Below are 18,291 nucleotides of genomic sequence, written 5' to 3' on the forward strand. Positions count from 1 at the left end.
GCGGAATCGGGCCGGTTGTCGCACGCAGCGGCCGGCGGCCGTGCCGCGGGCGTTCAGCGGCGCGCTGGAAAGCACGAAAAAAAGGGCACGGTTGGCGTCTGGCGCCGGCGTGCCCGCATGGAGAATCCCGGATGGAGGGTGCGGCGGGGCCCGGCAGGCCCCGCCCGGATGGCCGGCGCTCCGATCAGAAGCGCGTGCGGATGCCCGACGTCAGTTCGAGCTGGTTCTTCGCGCCGAACGTCGACGACACCGTGTAGCCGCCGTGCAGCTTCATGTAGTCGCCGGCCAGGTACACCTCGGTGCGCTTGCTCAGGTGATAGAACACCGACCCGTAGATCGTCTCCTTGAAGCCGTTGGCGACGCCGTTGGTCAGGCTGAACGCGCCGAGGTTCGCGTTCGGCGTGAAGCCGTCCGCGTTGTTCGCGGCATTCTTGACGCGCATCTGCTGGTAGCCGAGCTCGTAGTCGAGCGCGCCCGGCGGCGCCACCTTCACCGACACCGTCCACGAATCGTCGTGGCGCTGGCCGAGCGAGCCCTGGTCGCCGTTGTAGCGGAAGTAGCCGGCATTCAGGCGCACGATGCTGAACGTGTAGTTGCCGCCGACCGAGAACGTCTGGTTCCGGAAGCCGTTGTGGTTCACGTGGTTGTAGAAGCCCGACACGTTGAACGGCCCGCCGTTGTAGCCGAGCGCGGCCTGGTACGCGGAGCCGGTCGCGAACGAGGTCGAGTTGCTGAACTGGTAGCCGGCGCTCGCGAAGATGCCGTTGCTGAACAGCTTCTTCCACGCGATGCCGTTGTTGTAGCGCGTACCGGTCGGGCCGGCCGCGTAGAAGATCATCTGCTTGAAGTTGTTCGAGTTGGTCCAGCCGCCTTCCTCGGTCGACAGCTTCGCGGAACCGTACGGGTCGCCGTAGATCGCGGCGGAATCGCGCGCGATCGTGTTCTGGAAGCCGGCCGTCAGCTTGCCGAAGCGCTCGTCCTCGACACCCACCCATGCGTCGCGGTCGAAAATCTGGCCTTCGTCTTCCATCTGGCCGTTCGCGACCACGAATTCGCTTTCGAGGCGGAAGATGACCTTGGTGCCGCCGCCGATGTCTTCGGCGCCGCGCAGGCCCCAGCGGCTGCCGCTGAACCAAGGCTCGCCTTCGTTGCCCATCCCGATCACGTGATTGCCGTTCGCGTCGGCGTGGGTCCGGTAGGTCGGAAAGCTCAGGTCCATCAGCCCGTAGAGCTGCACGCTCGACTGCGCATGCGCCTGGGTGCCGGCACACAGGCCGGCCGCCGCGATGGAAAGGGCAAGGGTTTTTCGTTTCAAGATCGTCTCCTCCGAGCTGCCGCATTGAAATCTGGTCGTTGGCAGTACGTAATGTATGCCTATGCCGACTCTTGCCGGCCACAGCGAGAGGGCCGACGCGTAGCATCGTAGAGCGTGCAATCCTTCACGACGCTTTCCCGGACGCAACAATCGGATCGGTGAAAACACCGAACGCGCGACCATCACGGATCGGGCGGGCGCGCGCAAGCGGGCCTGCCGGGCATCCGGCTGGCCTGGTCAACCTTTCGTGCTACGAATCGACGTTTCGTGCGACGGGAGCGCGCCCGTCAGTCCTGCGTGCTCTTCATGCGCAGGATGTAACCGAGCCCGCGCAACGTGATGATTTCGGCCGTGCTGCCCGCGAGATGCTTGCGCAGCCGGTGGATGTAGATGTCGATCGCGTCGGCGCTCGGCTCGTCGTCGAGCGCGAACACGCTGTCCATCAGCCGCGCCTTCGACACCGTCTTGTTCTGCTGCAGCATCAGCGTTTCGAGGATCGCATGCTCGCGGCGGCGCAGCGCCAGCACCGTTTCGCCGCAGCGGAATTCGCGCGTGCCGAATGCGTAGACGAGGTCGCCGCACACGAGCTGCGTCGTGCCGACGCCGGCCTGCCGGCGGATCAGCGCGCGGATTCTCGCGACGAGTTCGCGCGACTCGAACGGCTTCACGACGTAATCGTCGGCGCCCGCGCCGAAGCAGTCGACCTTGTCGTCGACCGAACCGTGCGCGGTCAGCATCAGCACCGGCACGTTGTCGTTGCGGCGCCGCAGCCGCGCGAGCACCTCCTTGCCGCTGATGCCGGGCAGCCGCATGTCGAGCAGCACGGCGTCGTAGCGTTCGGTCTTCAGCACGGTGTCCGCGCGTTCGCCGTCGCCGACGCAGTCGACCGCGAAATCCTCGCCGCGCAGCAGGTTCACGATCCAGTGCGCGAGTTCGGCGTTGTCTTCGACCAGCAGGAGTTTCATGACGGCTTTCTCTTCAATCGTAGGCGGGCAGCCGTACGGTCACGACGATACCGCGATTGCCGGGCCCCGGCGCAAGCGACGCGCTGCCGCCGTGCGCCTGCGCGATCTCGCGCACGATCGCGAGGCCGAGGCCCGAGCCCTCGGTGTCGGCCGACACGCGGTAGAACCGCTTGAACACGTGCGGCCGCGCTTCGGCCGGGATGCCGGGGCCGTTGTCGACCACGTCGAGCACGACCGCGTCGCCGTCGCGCCGCGCGCAGACGGTCACGCAGCCGCCCGGCTGCGTGTAGCGCACCGCGTTGTCGACGAGGTTCGTCACCAGCGCGGTCAGCAGGCTGTCGCTGCCGGCGACGTCGAGCCGCTCGCCGAGATCGGCCCCGAGGTCGATGTCGCGCCGCTGCGCAAGCACGATCGTCTCCTCCAGCACGCTCGACACCACGGCCGCGAGATCGACGCGATGGGTCAGGAGCGTCGACGGCGTCGCTTCCGCATGCGCGAGCAGCAGCAGCTTGTCGGTCACGTCGGCCATCTTGCGGCTGCTGCGCTGCATGCTGTCGAGCACCGCCGCCAGCTCAGGATCGTCGTGCCCGCGCTGCTGCGCATACTGGATCTGCGTATCGAGCACCGCGATCGGCGTGCGCAGCTGGTGCGCCGCATCCGCGATGAAGCGGCGCTGCGTGGCGGTGTGCATGTTGAGCCGCGCGATGCACTGGTTGATCGCGTCGACGATCGGCCGCAGTTCGTGCTGCAACCGCTCGGGGCGGATCGGCTCCAGCTCCATCGGCCCGCGGTCGGCCACGTCGTCCTTCAGCTTCATCAGCGGACGCAGCTCGAACGTGAGGCCGAGAGTCACGAGCACCACCGCGAGCACCAGCATCAGCGACAGCCGCACGAGCTGCGGCCGCCAGATCGTCGCGACCATCGCGCCGTGCGAGCGCGTCGTCTTCGCGACGACCACCGTGACCGTCTCGACCTGTCCCTCGTCGTACAGCTGGCGATCGTAGGCCACCGCGCGCAGCGGCACGCCGTCGAGCGACGTGTCGTACAGCGTCGGCTCGACGCCGTGCCGCGCGGGCAGCTCGAGCGCCGGATTGCCGGCGAGCAGGCGCTCGTGGCCGTCGATCACCTTGTAGAACACCGAATCGCCCGACGGCGACTCGAAGATCTCCAGCGCGGCCGGCGGCACGTCGGCCATCGGCCGTCCGTTGCGCCATTCGACGTCCTCGCCGATCGTGCGCGCCGATGCGACGAGCGCGCTGTCCTGCACGAGCCCGGCCGTGGTCCGCGCGGTGTCGTACGACATCGCGCCCGCGATCAGCACGAACACCGCGAGCGGCAGCAGCAGCCACCACAGCAGCCGCCCGCGCAGGCTGTGCGCCATCCCGTTGTGCTCCTTCTCCGCAATGCCGAACCGCGCCGGGGTCGCCGGCGCGGTCGGAAGTGTCATGTCAGGCGTGCACCGGCGGCGTTCAGAACGCCGCGGGCCGCCACTTCAACAGCCGCTTCTCGAGCCAGGTCAGCAGGTAGTCGGCGGCCAGCGCGACCACGGCCAGCACGATCATCGCCGCGAACACGCCGCTCGCGTTGAACGCGCCCTGGGCGGTGGAGATTAGCAGCCCGATGCCCTGCTTGGAACCCAGGAATTCGCCGACCACCGCGCCGACCAGCGCGAAGCCGAAACTCACGTGCAGGCTCGCGAGAATCCAGCTCAGCGCGGACGGGATCACGACGGCCGTGGTGATCTGCCGGCGCGACGCACCGAGGATCTGCGCATTCGCGATCAGGTAGCGGTCGGCTTCGCGCACGCCCTGGAACGCGTTGCCGAACACGACGAAGAACACCATCACGACGGCCAGCGCGATCTTCGACGCCATCCCGAGGCCGAGCGCGATCACGAAGATCGAGCCGAGCACGACGCGCGGGATCGAGTTCGCGATCTGGATGTACAGGCCGAACACGTCAGCCATCAGCTTGTTGCGGCCGAGCACGATCCCGCAGATCACGCCGGCGACCGAGCCGATCACGAAGCCGATCCCGGTTTCCTCGAGCGTGACCCATACCTGCGTGAGCAGCGGGCCCTGCGACGTGCCGTTCACGAACCAGTCGCGGATCTGCTCGAAGATCAGCGACGGCATCGAGAAGAAGAACGGATCGATCCACTTGAGCCGCGCGGCGAGTTCCCACCCGCCCAGCACGACGACCAGCACGGCGATCCGCAGCGTGACGATCAGGTTGCGCCGGCGTCGCAGCCGGCGTTGCGCGGCGCGCTCGTCGTCCTCGAGCGTCGTCGCCGGAATGGCGGTGGGGGGAAGCGTCATGTCGGTCATGCTCCTGTCCTTGCTGTCCTTGCTGTCCTTGCCGTGCGGCGTATGCGTCAGCCGATCTGCACTTCTTCGCGCAGGTCGTGCCAGATGTCCTTGGAAATTTCGATGAAGCGCGTGTCGTAGCGGATCTCCGACGTGACGCGCGGGCGCGGCAGGTCGATCTCGTACACGCGCTTGAGCGTCGCGGGGCGCGCGGTCAGCACGAACACGCGGTCGGCGAGCGCGATCGCCTCTTCGAGATCGTGCGTGACGAACACGACCGAGCCCTTGTTCGCGGACCAGAGCTGCAGCAGCTCGTCCTGCATCAGCGTGCGCGTCTGCATGTCGAGCGCGGAGAACGGCTCGTCCATCAGCAGGATTTCCGGCTGGTTGATGAAGGTCTGCGCGAGCGCGACGCGCTTCCTCATCCCGCCGGACAACTGGTGCGGGTAGTGCTTCGTGAACTTGTCGAGTCCGACCTTGCGGATCCATTCCTCGGCCTGCGCATACGCGACGTCCTTCGAGCGGCCGCGAAACAGCGGGCCCGCCGCGACGTTGTCGATCACGTTGCGCCACGGGAACACCGCGTCGGCCTGGAACACGAAGCCGATGCGCGGGTCGATCCCGTCGACCGGACGGCCCATCACGCGCACTTCGCCCGACACGGGCTTGAGCAGCCCGGTGATCAGGTTCAGCGTCGTGGACTTGCCGCAGCCGGTCGGCCCGACGATCGCGATGAACTCGCCGCGCGCGACGCTCATGCTGAAGTCGCGCAGCGCGACGGTGGCCTTGCCTTCCGGCGAAATGAAGCGGCACGACACGTTGCGAAACTCGATCGCCGGTGTGCTCGGGGAGACTGCCTGGTTCATCGCATTCGTCCTGCGGGTGAAGAGGGCGTCGCAGCGTGGCGACGCCGGGCCGGCCAGCCGGACCGGAACGGGGAGCGCACGGCGGCGGGATCGCCGCCGCCGGCGCCGCGCGTTACTTCGCGTTCACGAAATCGTTCGTGAAAGTGCGCGCGAGGTCGATGTGCTTGCCCTTCACCGACGGGTTGAACGCGGACAGCACCTTCAGCACGGTCGCCGGGCCGTCGGCCGGCATCCTGCCGTCGGCCGTATACATCGGCAGCGACGCCTTCAGCGCGGACACGTACAGCACCTTGTCCTTCTGGTAGTCGGCCGGCATCTTCGCGGCGATGTCCTCGGCGCTGTGCGTGTGGATGAACTGCATCGTCTTCGCGAACGCGTGCGCGAGCTTGGTCGCTTCCGCCTTGTGCGCATCGGCCCACGCGGACTGCACGTACAGGCTCGCGGCCGGGTAGGTGCCGCCGAGCGCGGCGCGCGTGCCTTCCAGCGTGCGCAGGTCGACCAGCACCTTCGCGTCGCCCATCTTCTCGAGCGCGGACACCGTCGGCTCGGTCGTCATGCCGGCATCGATGCGGCCCTGCTTGATCGCGGCGATGAAGCTCGCGTCGGCGCCGACCGGCAGCATCGTGTACTGCGTCGACGGCACGCCGTGCTGCAGTGCAAGGTATTGCGTGAGGAAGCTCGTCGACGAGCCGAGGCCCGTCACGCCGAGCGTCTTGCCCTTCGCGTCGGCCATCGACTTGAACGTCGGCGCGGCCTTGGTCGACACCATCTCGACTTCGCCCGGCACCTGGCCGAACACGGCGATCGCCTTCACGTCCTTGCCCTTGCTCTGCAGGTCGATCGTGTGGTCGTAGAAGCCGACGACGCCCTGTACGGCGCCCGCCAGCAGCTCGTTCTCGGCGTCGACGCCGGCCGGCTGCGACAGCAGCTCGACATCGAGCCCTTCGGCCTTGAAGTAGCCGAGCTCCTGCGTGAGCCGCGCGGGCAGGTAGATCAGCTTCGCGATCCCGCCGACCATGATCGTGATCTTGCCGCCGTCGTCGGCGAAAGCGGGGTGAGCGGCAAGCGCGCAGCTCAGGCTGGCTGCCACGGCGAGGGTGCGCAGGATGGGTCGCATCGGGTCGTCTCCGTTCGTTGTATTCGTCTGGCGCGATGCGTGCTGCATCGTCACGACGAGTATAGGGACGCGAAACCTTCCGCTACCTTTCGCGGGCCGGCGATTCCTTTAGGGGTTTTCCAGCAACGGGAGCCGGATGCGGCTAGCGCCAGCCGGTCAGCGTCCGCCCCATCGCATCGAGCCCCATGTCGAACAGGTGCGACACGAACGGCACGAGGTTCGGGATCATCAGTTGCACGAGCAACAGCCCGACGAGCATCGTGACGGGGAAGCCGACCTGGAATACGCCGATCTGCGGCGCCGCGCGGTTCAGGATGCCGAGCGCGAGGTTCGCGATCAGCAGCGCGGTGACGACCGGCAGCGCGAGCAGCAGCCCCATCTCGAACACGGTCGCGCCGAACGCGGCGAGCGTGCGCCAGCCGGGCGCGTGCAGCAGGTCGGCCGACACCGGCAGCGACTGGAACGATGCGGCGAGCGCCGCGAACACCTGCAGGTGGCCGTCCACCGCGAGGAACGCGAGCATCGCGATCGCGTTCAGGAAGCGGCCCAGCACCGGTGTCGCCCCGTTCGAATGCGGATCGAAGAAAGTCGCGAAACCGAGCCCCATCGACAGCCCGATGAAGTCGCCGGCCGCCTCGACGGCCGCGAACACGAGCTGCATCGTGAAGCCCATCGCGATGCCGATCAGGAACTGCGTGACGACGATCCAGATGCCCTGCGCGGAGAACACGGTGACGTCCGGCATCGCGCCGAGCGTCGGCGCGACGACCAGCGCCATGAACGCGGCAATGCCGATCTTCACGCGCACGGGCACCGACGCGTGGCCGACGACGGGCGCCGTCGCGACGAGCGCGAGCATCCGCACGAACGGCCACAGGAAGGCGGTGAGCCAGCCGTTGAGCTGCGCGTAGGTAACCGAGAACATGGCCGCCGGGCGGTGCGCGCGGCTCAGCCGGCGCCGAGCGTCGCGACGTGCAGCAGCGTCTGGCGCAGGTAGTCGAGCATCGTCGTCAGCATCCACGGGCCGGCGATCACGAGCGTCGCGGCGACCGCGAGCAGCTTCGGGATGAACGACAGCGTCGATTCGTTGATCTGCGTCGCGGCCTGGAACAGGCTCACGACGAGGCCGACCACGAGCGCGACCAGCAGCAGCGGGGCCGCGAGCAGCAGGCCGATCATCATCGCCTGGTGCGCGAGGGTCATCACTTGTTCGGGCGTCATCGCGCGAATCCTCCGCCGCTTACGTGAAGCTCTGCGCGAGCGAGCCGATCAGCAGCTGCCAGCCGTCGACCAGCACGAACAGCATCAGCTTGAACGGCAGCGACACGGTGGACGGCGACACCATCATCATCCCCATCGACATCAGCACGCTCGCGACGACCATGTCGATGATCAGGAACGGGATGAAGACCGTGAAGCCGATCTGGAAGCCGGTCTTCAGTTCGCTCGTGACGAACGCGGGCACCAGCAGCGACAGCGGCACGTCCTCGGGGCCCTGCATCGGCGCGGCCTTCGAGATCTTCGCGAACAGCGCGAGATCGGTCTCGCGGGTCTGCTTCAGCATGAAGGTCTTGAACGGCGCGACGCCGCGCTGCACGGCCTGCTCCATCGGCATCGAGCCGTCGGAGAACGGCTTGTAGCCGTCGTTGTACGCACGGTCGAGCACCGGCGACATCACGAAGAAGGTGAGGAACATCGCGAGGCCGACGAGCACCTGGTTCGGCGGCGTCGTCGCGGTGCCGAGCGCCTGGCGCAGCAGCGACAGCACGATGATGATGCGCGTGAAGCTCGTCATCATCAGCAGCATCGCCGGCAGGAACGACAGCATCGTGAGCAGCAGCATCGTCTGCACGCTCAGCGAATAGGTGGTGCCGCCGTGCGGGCCCGGGCTCGCGTTGAACGCGGGCAGGCCGTTCGCCTGCGCGCAGGCGAGCGCCGGGGCGAGGCAGAGGATCAGCACGGGCGCGACGCGCGCCGCGCGACGCAGGAATGCGTGTTTCATCGGAATGCGGAGACGGAAAGAGGGCGCGGCGCCATGTCAGCGGTCCTTGCCGCGACCGAGGCGCTTCACGGCTTCGCCCGCGAGCGCGTCGCGGAACCGCGAGCCGAACGTGCCGGGCAGGCCGCCGTCGGACGGGTTGCCGCCGGCGGGCGCGTCGGCCGAAGCCGGCGCCGTTGCAGTGGCCGAAGCCGAGCCGGCCGGCAGCGAATGCAGCAGGCGCACGCTGCCCGGCGCGACGCCGAGCACGAGCCAGGTGTCGCCGATCTCGACGATCGTCGCGTTTTCCTTCGCGCCGACCGCGACGCTCGACACGACCTTCAGCGGGCCGCCGCGCCGCGCGGGCTGGAAGCCGAAGCGGCGCGCGAGCCACGCGCATGCGAACACGAGGCCGATCACGACCGCGAGCCCGACGAGCGTCTGCAGCACCGCGCCGATGCCGAGCGACGGCGCGGCCGAGCCGACCATCACGCTCGATGCGATCGAGCCGGCATGGTTCACCGCGTTCATGTCGGCGGCCCCGGCCGGCGTGCACGCGAGCGATGCGGCGACGGCAGGCGCCGCCGCTGCAATCGCGTTGCGCACGCGGCGGCCGGGCTTCACGACGGTCATCGATTCAGCTTCCGGATGCGTTCGGCCGGCGTGATGATGTCGGTCAGGCGGATGCCGAACTTGTCGTTGACGACCACGACCTCGCCCTGCGCGATCAGGCAGCCGTTCACGAGCACGTCCATCGGCTCGCCGGCGAGGCCGTCGAGCTCGACGACGGAACCCTGCGCGAGCTGCAGCAGGTTGCGGATCGCGATCTTCGTGCGGCCGAGCTCCACGGTCATCTTGACCGGGATGTCGAGGATCATCTCGATGTCGTTGTGCGTCGAGCTCGCGGCGGCCTTCGACAGCGGCTGGAACACGCCGGCGCCCGTCGCGCCCGCCTGCACCGGCTGCTGGTTCTGCTCGGCGAGTGCGGCCGCCCAGTCGTCCAGGCCGGGATCTTCCTCCGCCGCGGCCGGGGCCGCCTGCGCGTCGCCGGCCGAAGCCGCGAGGGCCGCGTCGGCCATCGCCTGGATGTCGTCGTCGGGCGTCTGGTTCAGCTCACTCATATCCACCTTCCTTCATCGTATCGCCCGCGCTGATCATCTTCTGCACGCGCAATGCGTATTGACCATTGAAAATTCCGTAGCCGCATTCCATCACCGGCACGCCGTCGACCTTCGCGGTGATCGTGTCCTCGATCTCCAGCGGCAGCACGTCGCCCGCGCGCAGGTTCAGGATCTTCTCGAAGGTCGACGAGATCTCGGCGAGATTCGCGGTCAGCTCGACCTCGGCGGCCTGCACCTGCTGCGACAGCACGCGCACCCAGCGGCGGTCGACTTCGAGCGCCTCGCCCTGGATCGGCGACGCGAGCACGTCGCGGATCGGCTCGACCATCGAATACGGCATGCAGATGTGCAGCGTGCCGCCCGTCGGCCCGAACTCGATCGAGAACTGCGTGACGATCACGATCTCGTTCGGCGTCGCGACGTTCGCGAACTGCGTGTGCATTTCCGAGCGCACGAATTCGAACTGCAGCGGCCGCACGCTCTTCCATGCGGTCGTGTAGTGCTCGAACACGAGGTTCAGCAGCTTGCCGATGATCCGCTGCTCGGTGGCCGTGAAGTCGCGGCCCTCGACGCGCGTGTGGAAGCGCCCGTCGCCGCCGAACAGGTTGTCGACGACGAAGAACACGAGGTTCGGGTCGAACACGAACAGCGACGTGCCGCGCAGCGGCTTCACGTGCACCAGGTTCAGGTTCGTCGGGATCGGCAGGTTGCGGGTGAACTCGCTGTACTTCTGCACCTTCACCTGGCTGACGGAGATTTCCGCCGTGCGCCGCATGAAGTTGAAGATGCCGATCCGCAGCAGGCGCGCGAAGCGGTCGTTGATGATCTCGAGGCCGGGCATCCGGCCGCGGACGATCCGCTCCTGCGTCGCGATGTTGTAGGGGCGGACGCCCGATGTGTCGCGCTGCTCGTCGACCGAATCGGCTTCGCCCGTGACGCCCTTGAGGAGGGCATCGACCTCCTCCTGGGACATGAACTCCTGGTGACCCATACGCGCTCCTTTGGCGGCCGCGTTACTGGACGACGAATTCGGTGAACAGCACGTCGTCGACCTTCGCGCGCTGGTTGCCCGGCTGCGTCGGCTGCTCGATCAGGTCCCGCAGTTCCTTCGCGAGCGAGCGTTTGCCGTCCGGCGTCGCGAGTTCCTCGGGATGCTTGTTCGACAGCGCGAGCAGGATCCGGCTGCGGATCTCCGGCATCCGCGCGGTCAGTTGCTCCTGCGCCTTCGGATCGGTGAGCTTCAGCGACAGGCCGACGCGCAGGTAGTGCTGCATGCCGTCGTCGGACTGCAGGTTCACGGTCAGCGGGTCGAGCGGGAAGAACACCGGCGCGGCCAGCGGCGGCGGCTCGGCCGGCGCGCTCGCATGGCCGACGCCTGCCTTGCTCAGGAACACGTACATGCCGCCGGCGGCGGCGGCAGCCGCGCCCAGCGCGATGACGGCGATGAGCGCGATGCGCTTGAACTTGCCGGACGAAGCCGGCTTGTCGGCGGTCGGGTTTGCAGTCGTGGAGGCCATGTGAATGCGTGCGTGATGTCTCGTAGCATGCATTGTTCGGCATCCGGGCCGAGCCCGATGGGCGGAAAAGAGGGGGGATTTGCGGCTATCTCAGCCGATTGTCGGCCGGATGCTGGGCAGCGGGGTCGGCGGAGCGCGGCGGGACGGCGCGCCGGGCGGGCGTCGGCCGGCCGGCGCGGGGGTGTCAGATCGGCAGCAGCGTGAGCAGCGGCGCGATCAGCACCATCGCGACGCCCGCGATCATCATCGTCAGGCTCGACACGACGCCTTCCTCGCTGCCGATCTCGCGCGCCTTCGCGGTGCCCACGCCGTGGGCGGCCGCGCCGAACAGCGCGCCGCGCGCGAGCCGGGTGCGCATCGGCACGAGTGCGAGCACGAGCTCGCCGAGCAGCATCCCGCAGAGGCCGGTCGCGATCACGAAGAGGGCCGTGAGGTCCTTCGGCGCGTGGATCTTGTCCGACACGGCGAGCGCGAACGGCGTCGACACCGAGCGCGTCATCAGCGAGCGCTGCAGCTCGGGCGACAGGTGCAGCAGCTTCGCGAGCAGCAGCGACCCGCATACGCCCGCGGTGATCCCGACCGCGACGCCGACCGACAGCGACAGCCAGTGGCGGCGGATCAGGTCGCGATATTCATAGATCGGCACCGCGAACGCGATCGTCGCCGGGCCGAGCAGCCACATCAGCCAGCGCGTATCGCGGAAGTAGACCGAATACGGGATGCCGGTCAGCAGCACCAGCAGCACCAGCACGCCCGGCACGAACACGAGCGGCGAGAACAGCAGCGTCTTCTTGTACGCATAGAGCCGCTTCGACACGAAGTACAGCACGACCGTCAGCACGAAGCAGCCGAGGGAGATCGCGGTGTTCACGCGGTCGGCGGGCAGGTTCGATAGCGCGGCGAGCATGGTCGGCTCCGGCTCAGTGCGCGGACACGGCGCTCAGGCGTGCGCGGCGGCGTTCGGCGAACACGCGCTGCGCGGCGAACCGGCGTTCGAGCTTCGCGGCGAGATCGACCGCGACGGCCACCGCCACCATCACGAACGCGGTGCCGGCGAGCATCACCAGCGCGATGCGCCAGCCGTCCTCGCGGAACAGCCCGCCGTACTGCACGGCCGCGACGGCGGCCGGCACGAAGAACAGCAGCATGTCGGACAGCAGCCAGTTCGCGCCGTCCTTCACCCACGCGGGCGCGACGCGGCCCGAGAACAGCAGCACGAGGAGCACCGCGAGGCCGATCACGCCGGACGGAATCGGCAGGCCGACCTTGCGCACGGCCCAGTCGACGGCCATCCACAGCGCGCCGAGCGCGGCGGCCTGCAGCGCGATCCGGCCCGTATGCGCAAGGCTGCCGGAAGCGGCAGGGCGGGCGGCGGCAGCGGCGGTCGGCTTGGTCATGGCGGGCTCCATACGGAATAGTGCGTCGATGGTGTGAGTATAGGGTTTCCCCTAACCATAAATAAAATGACTTGTCTCTATCCTTATCATTCCAATTCGGAATTCAGTTTGGGCTTTCCGCACCAATTTGGGGAGATATCGATGGAATTGCGCGCGCTGCGGTACTTCGTCGAGGTGGTTCGCCAGCAGAGCTTCACGGCGGCGGCCGACAAGCTGTTCGTCACGCAGCCGACCATCAGCAAGATGGTGAAGGCGCTCGAGGACGAGATCGGTTCGCCGCTGCTGCTGCGCGACGGCCGCCAGATGGTGCTGACCGATGCGGGGCGGATCGTGTTCCAGCGCGGCCAGGACGTGCTCGCCGCGCAGGCGCAGCTGCAGTCGGAGCTGAACGATCTCGGCACGCTCGGCCGCGGCGAGCTGACGATCGGCATCCCGCCGCTCGGCGGCTCGCTGTTCACGCCGATCATCGCCGCATACAAGCAGCGCTATCCGAACATCGAGCTGAAGCTGTTCGAACAGGGCGCACGGATGATCGAGGCCGCGCTCACGTCGGGCGAGCTGGAGCTCGGCGGGTTGCTGGAACCGGTCGATCCCGGCACGTTCGAGCGGCTGCCGATGGTGCGCGCGCCGCTGTGGCTCGTCGCGCCGCGCGAGTCGCGCTGGGAGGACCACGCGGCCGTGCCGCTCGCCGACCTGGCGCGCGAGTCGTTCGTGTTCTATGCGGAGAGCCTCGCGCTGCACGACGCGGTGCTCGATGCGTGCCGGCAGGCGGGCTTCACGCCGTCGATCGTGAGCCGCAGCGGCCACTGGGATTTCATGGCCGCGCTCGTGCATGCGGGCGTCGGCATCGCGCTGCTGCCCGAGCCGTATTGCCGGCGGCTCGACGTGGGCCAGTTCACGTGCCGGCCGATCGTCGAGCCGGAAATCACGTGGGCGATCGCGCTCGGCTGGCTGAAGAAGGGCTACCTGTCGCACGCGGCGCGTGCGTGGCTCGACGTCGCGCGGGCGACGCTGCCGATCGCGCCCGGCGACGATCTGGCGTTCGGCGGGCTGCGGGCGCGGGAGTGACGGCCGGCCCTGCGTGCGGCGCGATCAGACGTGTCGAATCGGACCCGGATACCGGGCCACCGTGGGGTCGTGCGTGAGTGGCGTGATGCCTTCCGACGTCACCTGGGCAACCAGCAGCCGGTCGAACGGGTCGCGATGCCGCCGTCAGTGCCCCATCGCCGGCCCCGCGCCCTTCCTCGGTTTCGTGATCCACACGAGCGCCGCCAGCGCGATGAACATCACCGCCGACAGGTGGAAGAAGTCGTTGGTGGCCATCATGAAGCCCTGCTGCGTGACGAGCTGGTTGAGCTGCGCGTTGGCCGTCTGCCCGACGATGCCGAGCTGCGCGAGCGCGCCCTGGTAGTCGGTCGTGTTCTGCGCGTAGACGCTCACCGATTCCGACAGCCGCGCATGATGGTAGATCGCGTCGTTCTCCCAGAACGTCGAGCTGGCCGCGGTGCCGATCGCGCCGGACAGCGTGCGCAGAAAGTTCGACAGCCCCGACGCGCTCGCGAGCCGCTCGTCGGAGATGCTCGACAGCGTGATCGTCGTCATCGGCACGAAGAAGCACGCGACACCGATCCCCTGCACGAGCCGCGGCAGGATCACGTGGTTGAACGGCACGTCGAGCGTGAACGTCGCGTTCCACAGCGACACGCCCGCGAACACGATGAACGCGAAGCTCGCGACCATCCGCAGGTCGAGCCGGTGCATGTTGCGGCCGATCAGCGGCGACAGCACGAGCGCGAGCAGCCCGACGGGCGCGGTCGCGAGGCCGGCCTTGCCGGCCGTGTAGCCCATCACGGTCTGCAGCCACAGCGGGAAGATCACGACCGAGCCGAAGAACGCCATGAAGCCGAACGAGATGATCAGCGCACCGAGCGCGAAGTTGCGGTCCTTGAAGAGCGACAGGTCGACCACCGGCTCCTTCTCGGTCGCCTCCCACACGAGCATGAACGCGAGCGACACGACCGCGATCAGCGCGAGCGCGACGATGAACGACGAGTTGAACCAGTCGCGGTCCTTGCCGAGGTCGAGCATCATCTGCAGGCACGACACGCCGATCACGAGCAGCGCGAGGCCGATCGCGTCGATCCGCTGCTTCGACGTCTTCGTCTCGCGGCCGCGCAGCAGGAAATACGCGCAGGCCGCGGAGAAGACGCCGATCGGCAGGTTGATGTAGAAGATCCACGGCCACGTGTAGTTGTCGCTGATCCAGCCGCCCAGCAACGGGCCGAAGATCGGCGCGACGATCACCGTCATCGCCCATAACCCGAGCGCGAGCCCGCGCTTCGCGGGCGGGTAGCTGCGCATCAGGATCGTCTGCGACAGCGGCACCATCGGCCCCGACACGAGGCCCTGCAGCAGCCGGAACGCGATCAGCGTCTCGAAGTTGGTCGCGAAGCCGCACAGCGCCGATGCGATCGTGAACGCGAGCACCGACAGCGTGAACAGCCGCACCTCGCCGACCCGCCGCGCGAGCCAGCCGGTGAGCGGCACCGCGATCGCGGACGCGACCGAATACGACGAGATCACCCACGTGCCTTCGCTGGTCGCGACACCGAGGCTGCCCGAGATGGTCGGCACCGCGACGTTCGCGATCGACGTGTCGAGCACTTCCATGAAGGTGCCGAGCGCGAGCCCGATGGTGAGCAGCGCGAGCGTCCCGCCGGACAGCGGCGCGGGTTCGGCGGCGGGGGAGGCGGCGGATGCCGTGGTGGCGGACATCGGAATCTCCTAGAGGCGGCGCGCACGACGCGCCGGCACAACGCACGGGCGTGCGACGCAGCGCAACCCGGCCGGGTGGAACGAAAAAGGGGAAAAGCGCAGCGCGTGTCCTGTCATCTTCTGCCCAGACAGAGAAATAAGCGAATGCTTAACCTAGACATGGGGCCTCCGCGCGCGTCAGGCGTCTTCGTCGGGTTTCGGGCAGCCGGTCGAGCCGGGCCCGTTGGCGATGAAGCGCTGCAGCAGGCCGGTGAGCGTCGCGAGTTCGTCGGCCGAGAAGCCGTCGAGCTGCGCGTTGAGCACGGTCGCGACCAGCGACGGCAGCGCGCGGGCCGCGTCGGCGCCGCGCTCGGTCAGCGTCAGCTCGATCATCCGGCGATCGTGCTCGCTGCGCGAGCGGGCGATCAGCCCCTTGCGTTCGAGCCGGTCGAGCATGCGCGTCATCGAGCCGCTGTCGTACGACATCTTGCGCGACAGCTCGAACGGCGTGCGCGCATAACCGCGCGACAGCAGCAGGATCACGCCGATCTGCTGCGCGGTGAGGTCGAGCGGCTCGAGCGCGCGATCCATCCGCTCGACGAGCGCCTGCTTCGCCTTCGACAGGTAATAGCCGAGGCTCGTTTCCAGCGCGATGTTCTCGGGATCGTAGAGGCCGCCGGTCATACGATTGCGCGCGCAGCAATAGTGCGTTTCAGGTTAAAACGCGCCCAGTATCTTGAAAAATGATTGCTTAGTCAATATTATTTGAGGCAACCAGTTACGACGTGCATGTTGCACTGCCGGAGACTATGTTCTGACCGATGCGCCCGCGCTGCCGGGCACCCGAGGATGTTCGCGATGCTGTTCCTGAAAAATGCCGCCGGCGCGCTGCGCCGCAACCTGACCGATACCGCTCATCATGTGTTTTCCGGGCCGCACCGCGGCTGGAAGATCGCGCTGTACGTGACGATGCTGGTCGTGCCGGGCGGCTCGCTCGCGGCGCTCGGGTTCGCGTGGTTCGATCATCGCCGGCAGCGCAACGCGAAGGGCGGCGCCCGCCGCACGAGCCAGCCGGCCGCCACGGAGCCGTCGACATGGCGCGCCGCCGCCGAGCCCATCCCGGTGCCGGCGCGCTGCCACTGACGTCGCCCCGCCCCCGTTTTCCCGTCTGATCCGGCCGGGCGCCCGCCGCGCCACGCGTGGCCGACGCCGCACGCCCGTCTTCCCGCAAGCGATCCGTAATGGCCGGTAAACCGGCCGGCCGCGCCGGTAACACAATCCGGCCCGCGCGCACCGTACCCTTAGGGCTGCGCGGCTTCCCCGCCGTCAGTTACCATTTGTCCGCCAGCGGCATGACGACCGCATCGCGCGACGCCGCTCGCCGGCCGTCACGCCCAGACAGGAAAACCACCATGCCGTACGCCTCCCTCCCGCGCGCCCTTCGCCCGCTGAGCGCCGCCGTCGCCGTCGCGACGGCCGTGCTGCTCGCCGGCTGCGCCGTCGGGCCCGACTACCACCGGCCCGACACGTCGATTCCCGCAGCCTTCAAGGAAGCGCCGGCCGGCTGGAAGGTCGCGCAACCGGCCGACCGCACCGACCGCGGCCCGTGGTGGACGGTCTACAACGATCCGCAGCTCGACGCGCTGATCGGCAAGCTCAACGCCTCGAACCAGACCATCGCGCAATCGGCGGCCGCCTACCGGCAGGCACGCGCGCTCGTCACCGAAGCCCGCGCCGCGTATTTCCCGACGGTCGGGCTGACCGCGTCGGGCTCGCGCGCCCGCACGCCGCGCACGTCGGTGTCGTCGGGCTCGTCGAGTTTCGGCAGCGGGTCGTCCGGGTCGATCAACAACAGCTACAGCGTCGGCCTCGATGCGAGCTGGGAGCCCGACCTGTGGGGCAAGGTGAGCCGCACCGTCAGCGCGCAGCGCGCCGGCGAAGCGGCGGCGGCGGCCGATCTCGCGAACGCGCGGCTGTCGCAGCAGGCGCTGCTCGCGCAGACCTATTTCCAGCTGCGCACGTCCGACGCGCTGCAAAAGCTGCTCGACGACACCGTGAAGTCGTACGAACAGTCGCTGAAGCTCACGCAGAACCAGTACGCGCAGGGCGTCGCCGCGCGCGCGGACGTGATCCAGGCGCAGACGCAGCTGCAGAGCGCGCAGGCCGCGCAGATCGACAATGGCGTCGCACGCGCGCAGTACGAGCACGCGATCGCGACGCTGATCGGCGAACCGGCGTCGACCTTCTCGCTGCCGCCGAACCCGCTCGCGGCCGAACCGCCGATCACGCCGGTCGACGTGCCGTCCACGATCCTCGAACGCCGGCCGGACATCGCGGCGGCCGAACGCCGCGCGGCGGCCGCGAACGAGCAGATCGGCGTCGCGATCGCGGCGTTCTTCCCCACGCTCACGCTGTCGGCCACCGGCGGCTTCCAGAGCTCGGTGTGGTCGCAGCTGTTCACGCTGCCGGCGCGTTTCTGGACGGTCGGCCCGCAGCTCGCGGCCACGCTGTTCGATGCCGGGCTGCGCGCCGCGCAGACCGATGCCGCGCGCGCGACCTACGACCAGGATGTCGCCGCGTATCGCCTCGCGGTGCTCACCGCCTTCCAGGACGTCGAGGACAACCTCGCGTCGCAGCGCATCCTCGCGCAGGAAATCGACGTGCAGCGGCAGGCCGTCGACAGCGCCGAACACTCGCTCGCGATCGTCACGAACCAGTACAAGGCCGGCACGGTCGCGTACCTGAACGTGCTGACCGCGCAGACCACCGCGTTCACCGCGCAGCAGAAGCTCGCGACGATCACCGGCCAGCGGATGGTGTCGTCGGTCGGGCTCGTGAAGGCGCTCGGCGGCGGTTGGGACGTGTCGGACCTCGCGCGCGAGAACGGCGGCATGGCGGCGCCGGCCCCCGCGCCGGCATCCGGCGCGGCCGCGACGCCGCTCGCGCAGAAGTAAG

20 protein-coding genes are annotated in these 18,291 nt (G+C 68.5%); 3 read left to right on the forward strand and 17 right to left on the reverse strand.

All coding sequences use genetic code 11. The annotated features are described in order from the left end of the window. Nucleotides 1–184: 184 nt before the first annotated feature. The 15 genes from AC0KUR_RS27390 to AC0KUR_RS27460 all read right to left on the reverse strand — a co-directional run bounded on the left by AC0KUR_RS27390 (nucleotide 185) and on the right by AC0KUR_RS27460 (nucleotide 12,582). A complete protein-coding gene (locus tag AC0KUR_RS27390) occupies nucleotides 185–1,315 on the reverse strand; it encodes a porin (protein ID WP_034188219.1) in 1,131 nt (376 codons plus the stop codon). A gap of 287 nt (nucleotides 1,316–1,602) precedes the next feature. Next, the gene (locus AC0KUR_RS27395) at nucleotides 1,603–2,280 is read right to left on the reverse strand and encodes a response regulator (protein ID WP_034188218.1); all 678 of its coding nucleotides are present in this window, start codon (nucleotides 2,278–2,280) and stop codon (nucleotides 1,603–1,605) included. A gap of 13 nt (nucleotides 2,281–2,293) precedes the next feature. Next, nucleotides 2,294–3,661 (reverse strand): sensor histidine kinase, encoded by a 1,368-nt coding sequence (locus AC0KUR_RS27400; RefSeq protein ID WP_473376701.1) that lies wholly within the window; start codon nucleotides 3,659–3,661, stop codon nucleotides 2,294–2,296. A gap of 88 nt (nucleotides 3,662–3,749) precedes the next feature. Further along, nucleotides 3,750–4,607: an ABC transporter permease gene (locus AC0KUR_RS27405; RefSeq protein WP_124608637.1), complete on the reverse strand. Its 858-nt coding sequence runs from the start codon at nucleotides 4,605–4,607 to the stop codon at nucleotides 3,750–3,752. Nucleotides 4,608–4,654: 47 nt separating this feature from the next. Then, complete coding sequence (locus AC0KUR_RS27410; RefSeq protein WP_011350460.1) at nucleotides 4,655–5,452, reverse strand: ABC transporter ATP-binding protein; 798 nt, start codon at nucleotides 5,450–5,452, stop codon at nucleotides 4,655–4,657. Between the two features lie 112 nt (nucleotides 5,453–5,564). Next, entirely contained in the window at nucleotides 5,565–6,569 is a 1,005-nt protein-coding gene (locus AC0KUR_RS27415) for an ABC transporter substrate-binding protein (RefSeq protein WP_473376657.1), read from the reverse strand. Nucleotides 6,570–6,711: 142 nt separating this feature from the next. Continuing rightward, nucleotides 6,712–7,494, reverse strand: coding sequence for a flagellar biosynthetic protein FliR (gene fliR, locus AC0KUR_RS27420; protein ID WP_034188217.1), 783 nt, complete (start codon nucleotides 7,492–7,494; stop codon nucleotides 6,712–6,714). Nucleotides 7,495–7,517: 23 nt separating this feature from the next. Continuing rightward, nucleotides 7,518–7,790, reverse strand: coding sequence for a flagellar biosynthesis protein FliQ (gene fliQ / locus AC0KUR_RS27425; protein ID WP_034188216.1), 273 nt, complete (start codon nucleotides 7,788–7,790; stop codon nucleotides 7,518–7,520). Nucleotides 7,791–7,809: 19 nt separating this feature from the next. Beyond that, nucleotides 7,810–8,571 (reverse strand): flagellar type III secretion system pore protein FliP, encoded by a 762-nt coding sequence (gene fliP / locus AC0KUR_RS27430; protein WP_034188215.1) that lies wholly within the window; start codon nucleotides 8,569–8,571, stop codon nucleotides 7,810–7,812. Between the two features lie 36 nt (nucleotides 8,572–8,607). Continuing rightward, nucleotides 8,608–9,180, reverse strand: coding sequence for a flagellar biosynthetic protein FliO (gene fliO, locus AC0KUR_RS27435; protein WP_124608636.1), 573 nt, complete (start codon nucleotides 9,178–9,180; stop codon nucleotides 8,608–8,610). Next, a complete protein-coding gene (gene fliN, locus AC0KUR_RS27440) occupies nucleotides 9,177–9,668 on the reverse strand; it encodes a flagellar motor switch protein FliN (protein ID WP_034188213.1) in 492 nt (163 codons plus the stop codon). Before fliN ends, fliO begins: the two co-directional genes overlap by 4 nt. Next, the gene (gene fliM / locus AC0KUR_RS27445) at nucleotides 9,661–10,659 is read right to left on the reverse strand and encodes a flagellar motor switch protein FliM (RefSeq protein WP_034188212.1); all 999 of its coding nucleotides are present in this window, start codon (nucleotides 10,657–10,659) and stop codon (nucleotides 9,661–9,663) included. The genes fliN and fliM overlap by 8 nt, the downstream gene beginning before the upstream one ends. Nucleotides 10,660–10,681: 22 nt before the next feature. Next, nucleotides 10,682–11,218, reverse strand: a complete 537-nt coding sequence (gene fliL / locus AC0KUR_RS27450; RefSeq protein WP_049033962.1) for a flagellar basal body-associated protein FliL — start codon at nucleotides 11,216–11,218, stop codon at nucleotides 10,682–10,684. A gap of 151 nt (nucleotides 11,219–11,369) precedes the next feature. Beyond that, nucleotides 11,370–12,092 carry an LrgB family protein gene (locus tag AC0KUR_RS27455; RefSeq protein WP_034188210.1) on the reverse strand — a complete coding sequence of 241 codons (723 nt, stop codon included), beginning with the start codon at nucleotides 12,090–12,092 and terminating at the stop codon, nucleotides 11,370–11,372. Nucleotides 12,093–12,105: 13 nt separating this feature from the next. Next, nucleotides 12,106–12,582, reverse strand: coding sequence for a CidA/LrgA family protein (locus tag AC0KUR_RS27460; RefSeq protein WP_034188259.1), 477 nt, complete (start codon nucleotides 12,580–12,582; stop codon nucleotides 12,106–12,108). A 141-nt stretch (nucleotides 12,583–12,723) separates the two neighbouring features. Between AC0KUR_RS27460 and AC0KUR_RS27465 the strand changes: the two genes are divergently transcribed. Continuing rightward, nucleotides 12,724–13,650: a LysR family transcriptional regulator gene (locus tag AC0KUR_RS27465; RefSeq protein ID WP_034188209.1), complete on the forward strand. Its 927-nt coding sequence runs from the start codon at nucleotides 12,724–12,726 to the stop codon at nucleotides 13,648–13,650. 144 nt (nucleotides 13,651–13,794) lie between these two features. Here AC0KUR_RS27465 and AC0KUR_RS27470 read toward each other — a convergent pair whose 3' ends face one another. Both AC0KUR_RS27470 and AC0KUR_RS27475 read right to left on the reverse strand, forming a co-directional pair. Continuing rightward, nucleotides 13,795–15,357, reverse strand: coding sequence for a DHA2 family efflux MFS transporter permease subunit (locus tag AC0KUR_RS27470; RefSeq protein ID WP_473376658.1), 1,563 nt, complete (start codon nucleotides 15,355–15,357; stop codon nucleotides 13,795–13,797). A gap of 177 nt (nucleotides 15,358–15,534) precedes the next feature. Continuing rightward, on the reverse strand, nucleotides 15,535–16,020 hold the full coding sequence (locus tag AC0KUR_RS27475) for a MarR family winged helix-turn-helix transcriptional regulator (RefSeq protein WP_473376659.1): 486 nt from the start codon (nucleotides 16,018–16,020) through the stop codon (nucleotides 15,535–15,537). Nucleotides 16,021–16,194: 174 nt separating this feature from the next. Here AC0KUR_RS27475 and AC0KUR_RS27480 point away from each other — a divergent pair, with 174 nt between their 5' ends. Both AC0KUR_RS27480 and AC0KUR_RS27485 read left to right on the forward strand, forming a co-directional pair. Beyond that, nucleotides 16,195–16,479 (forward strand): multidrug ABC transporter ATPase, encoded by a 285-nt coding sequence (locus tag AC0KUR_RS27480; RefSeq protein WP_080287836.1) that lies wholly within the window; start codon nucleotides 16,195–16,197, stop codon nucleotides 16,477–16,479. 269 nt (nucleotides 16,480–16,748) lie between these two features. Continuing rightward, nucleotides 16,749–18,290, forward strand: a complete 1,542-nt coding sequence (locus tag AC0KUR_RS27485) for an efflux transporter outer membrane subunit (protein WP_473376660.1) — start codon at nucleotides 16,749–16,751, stop codon at nucleotides 18,288–18,290. The last annotated feature ends 1 nt before the right edge of the window (nucleotide 18,291 follow it).

The organism is Burkholderia sp. YHN3-13, assembly GCF_055810675.1.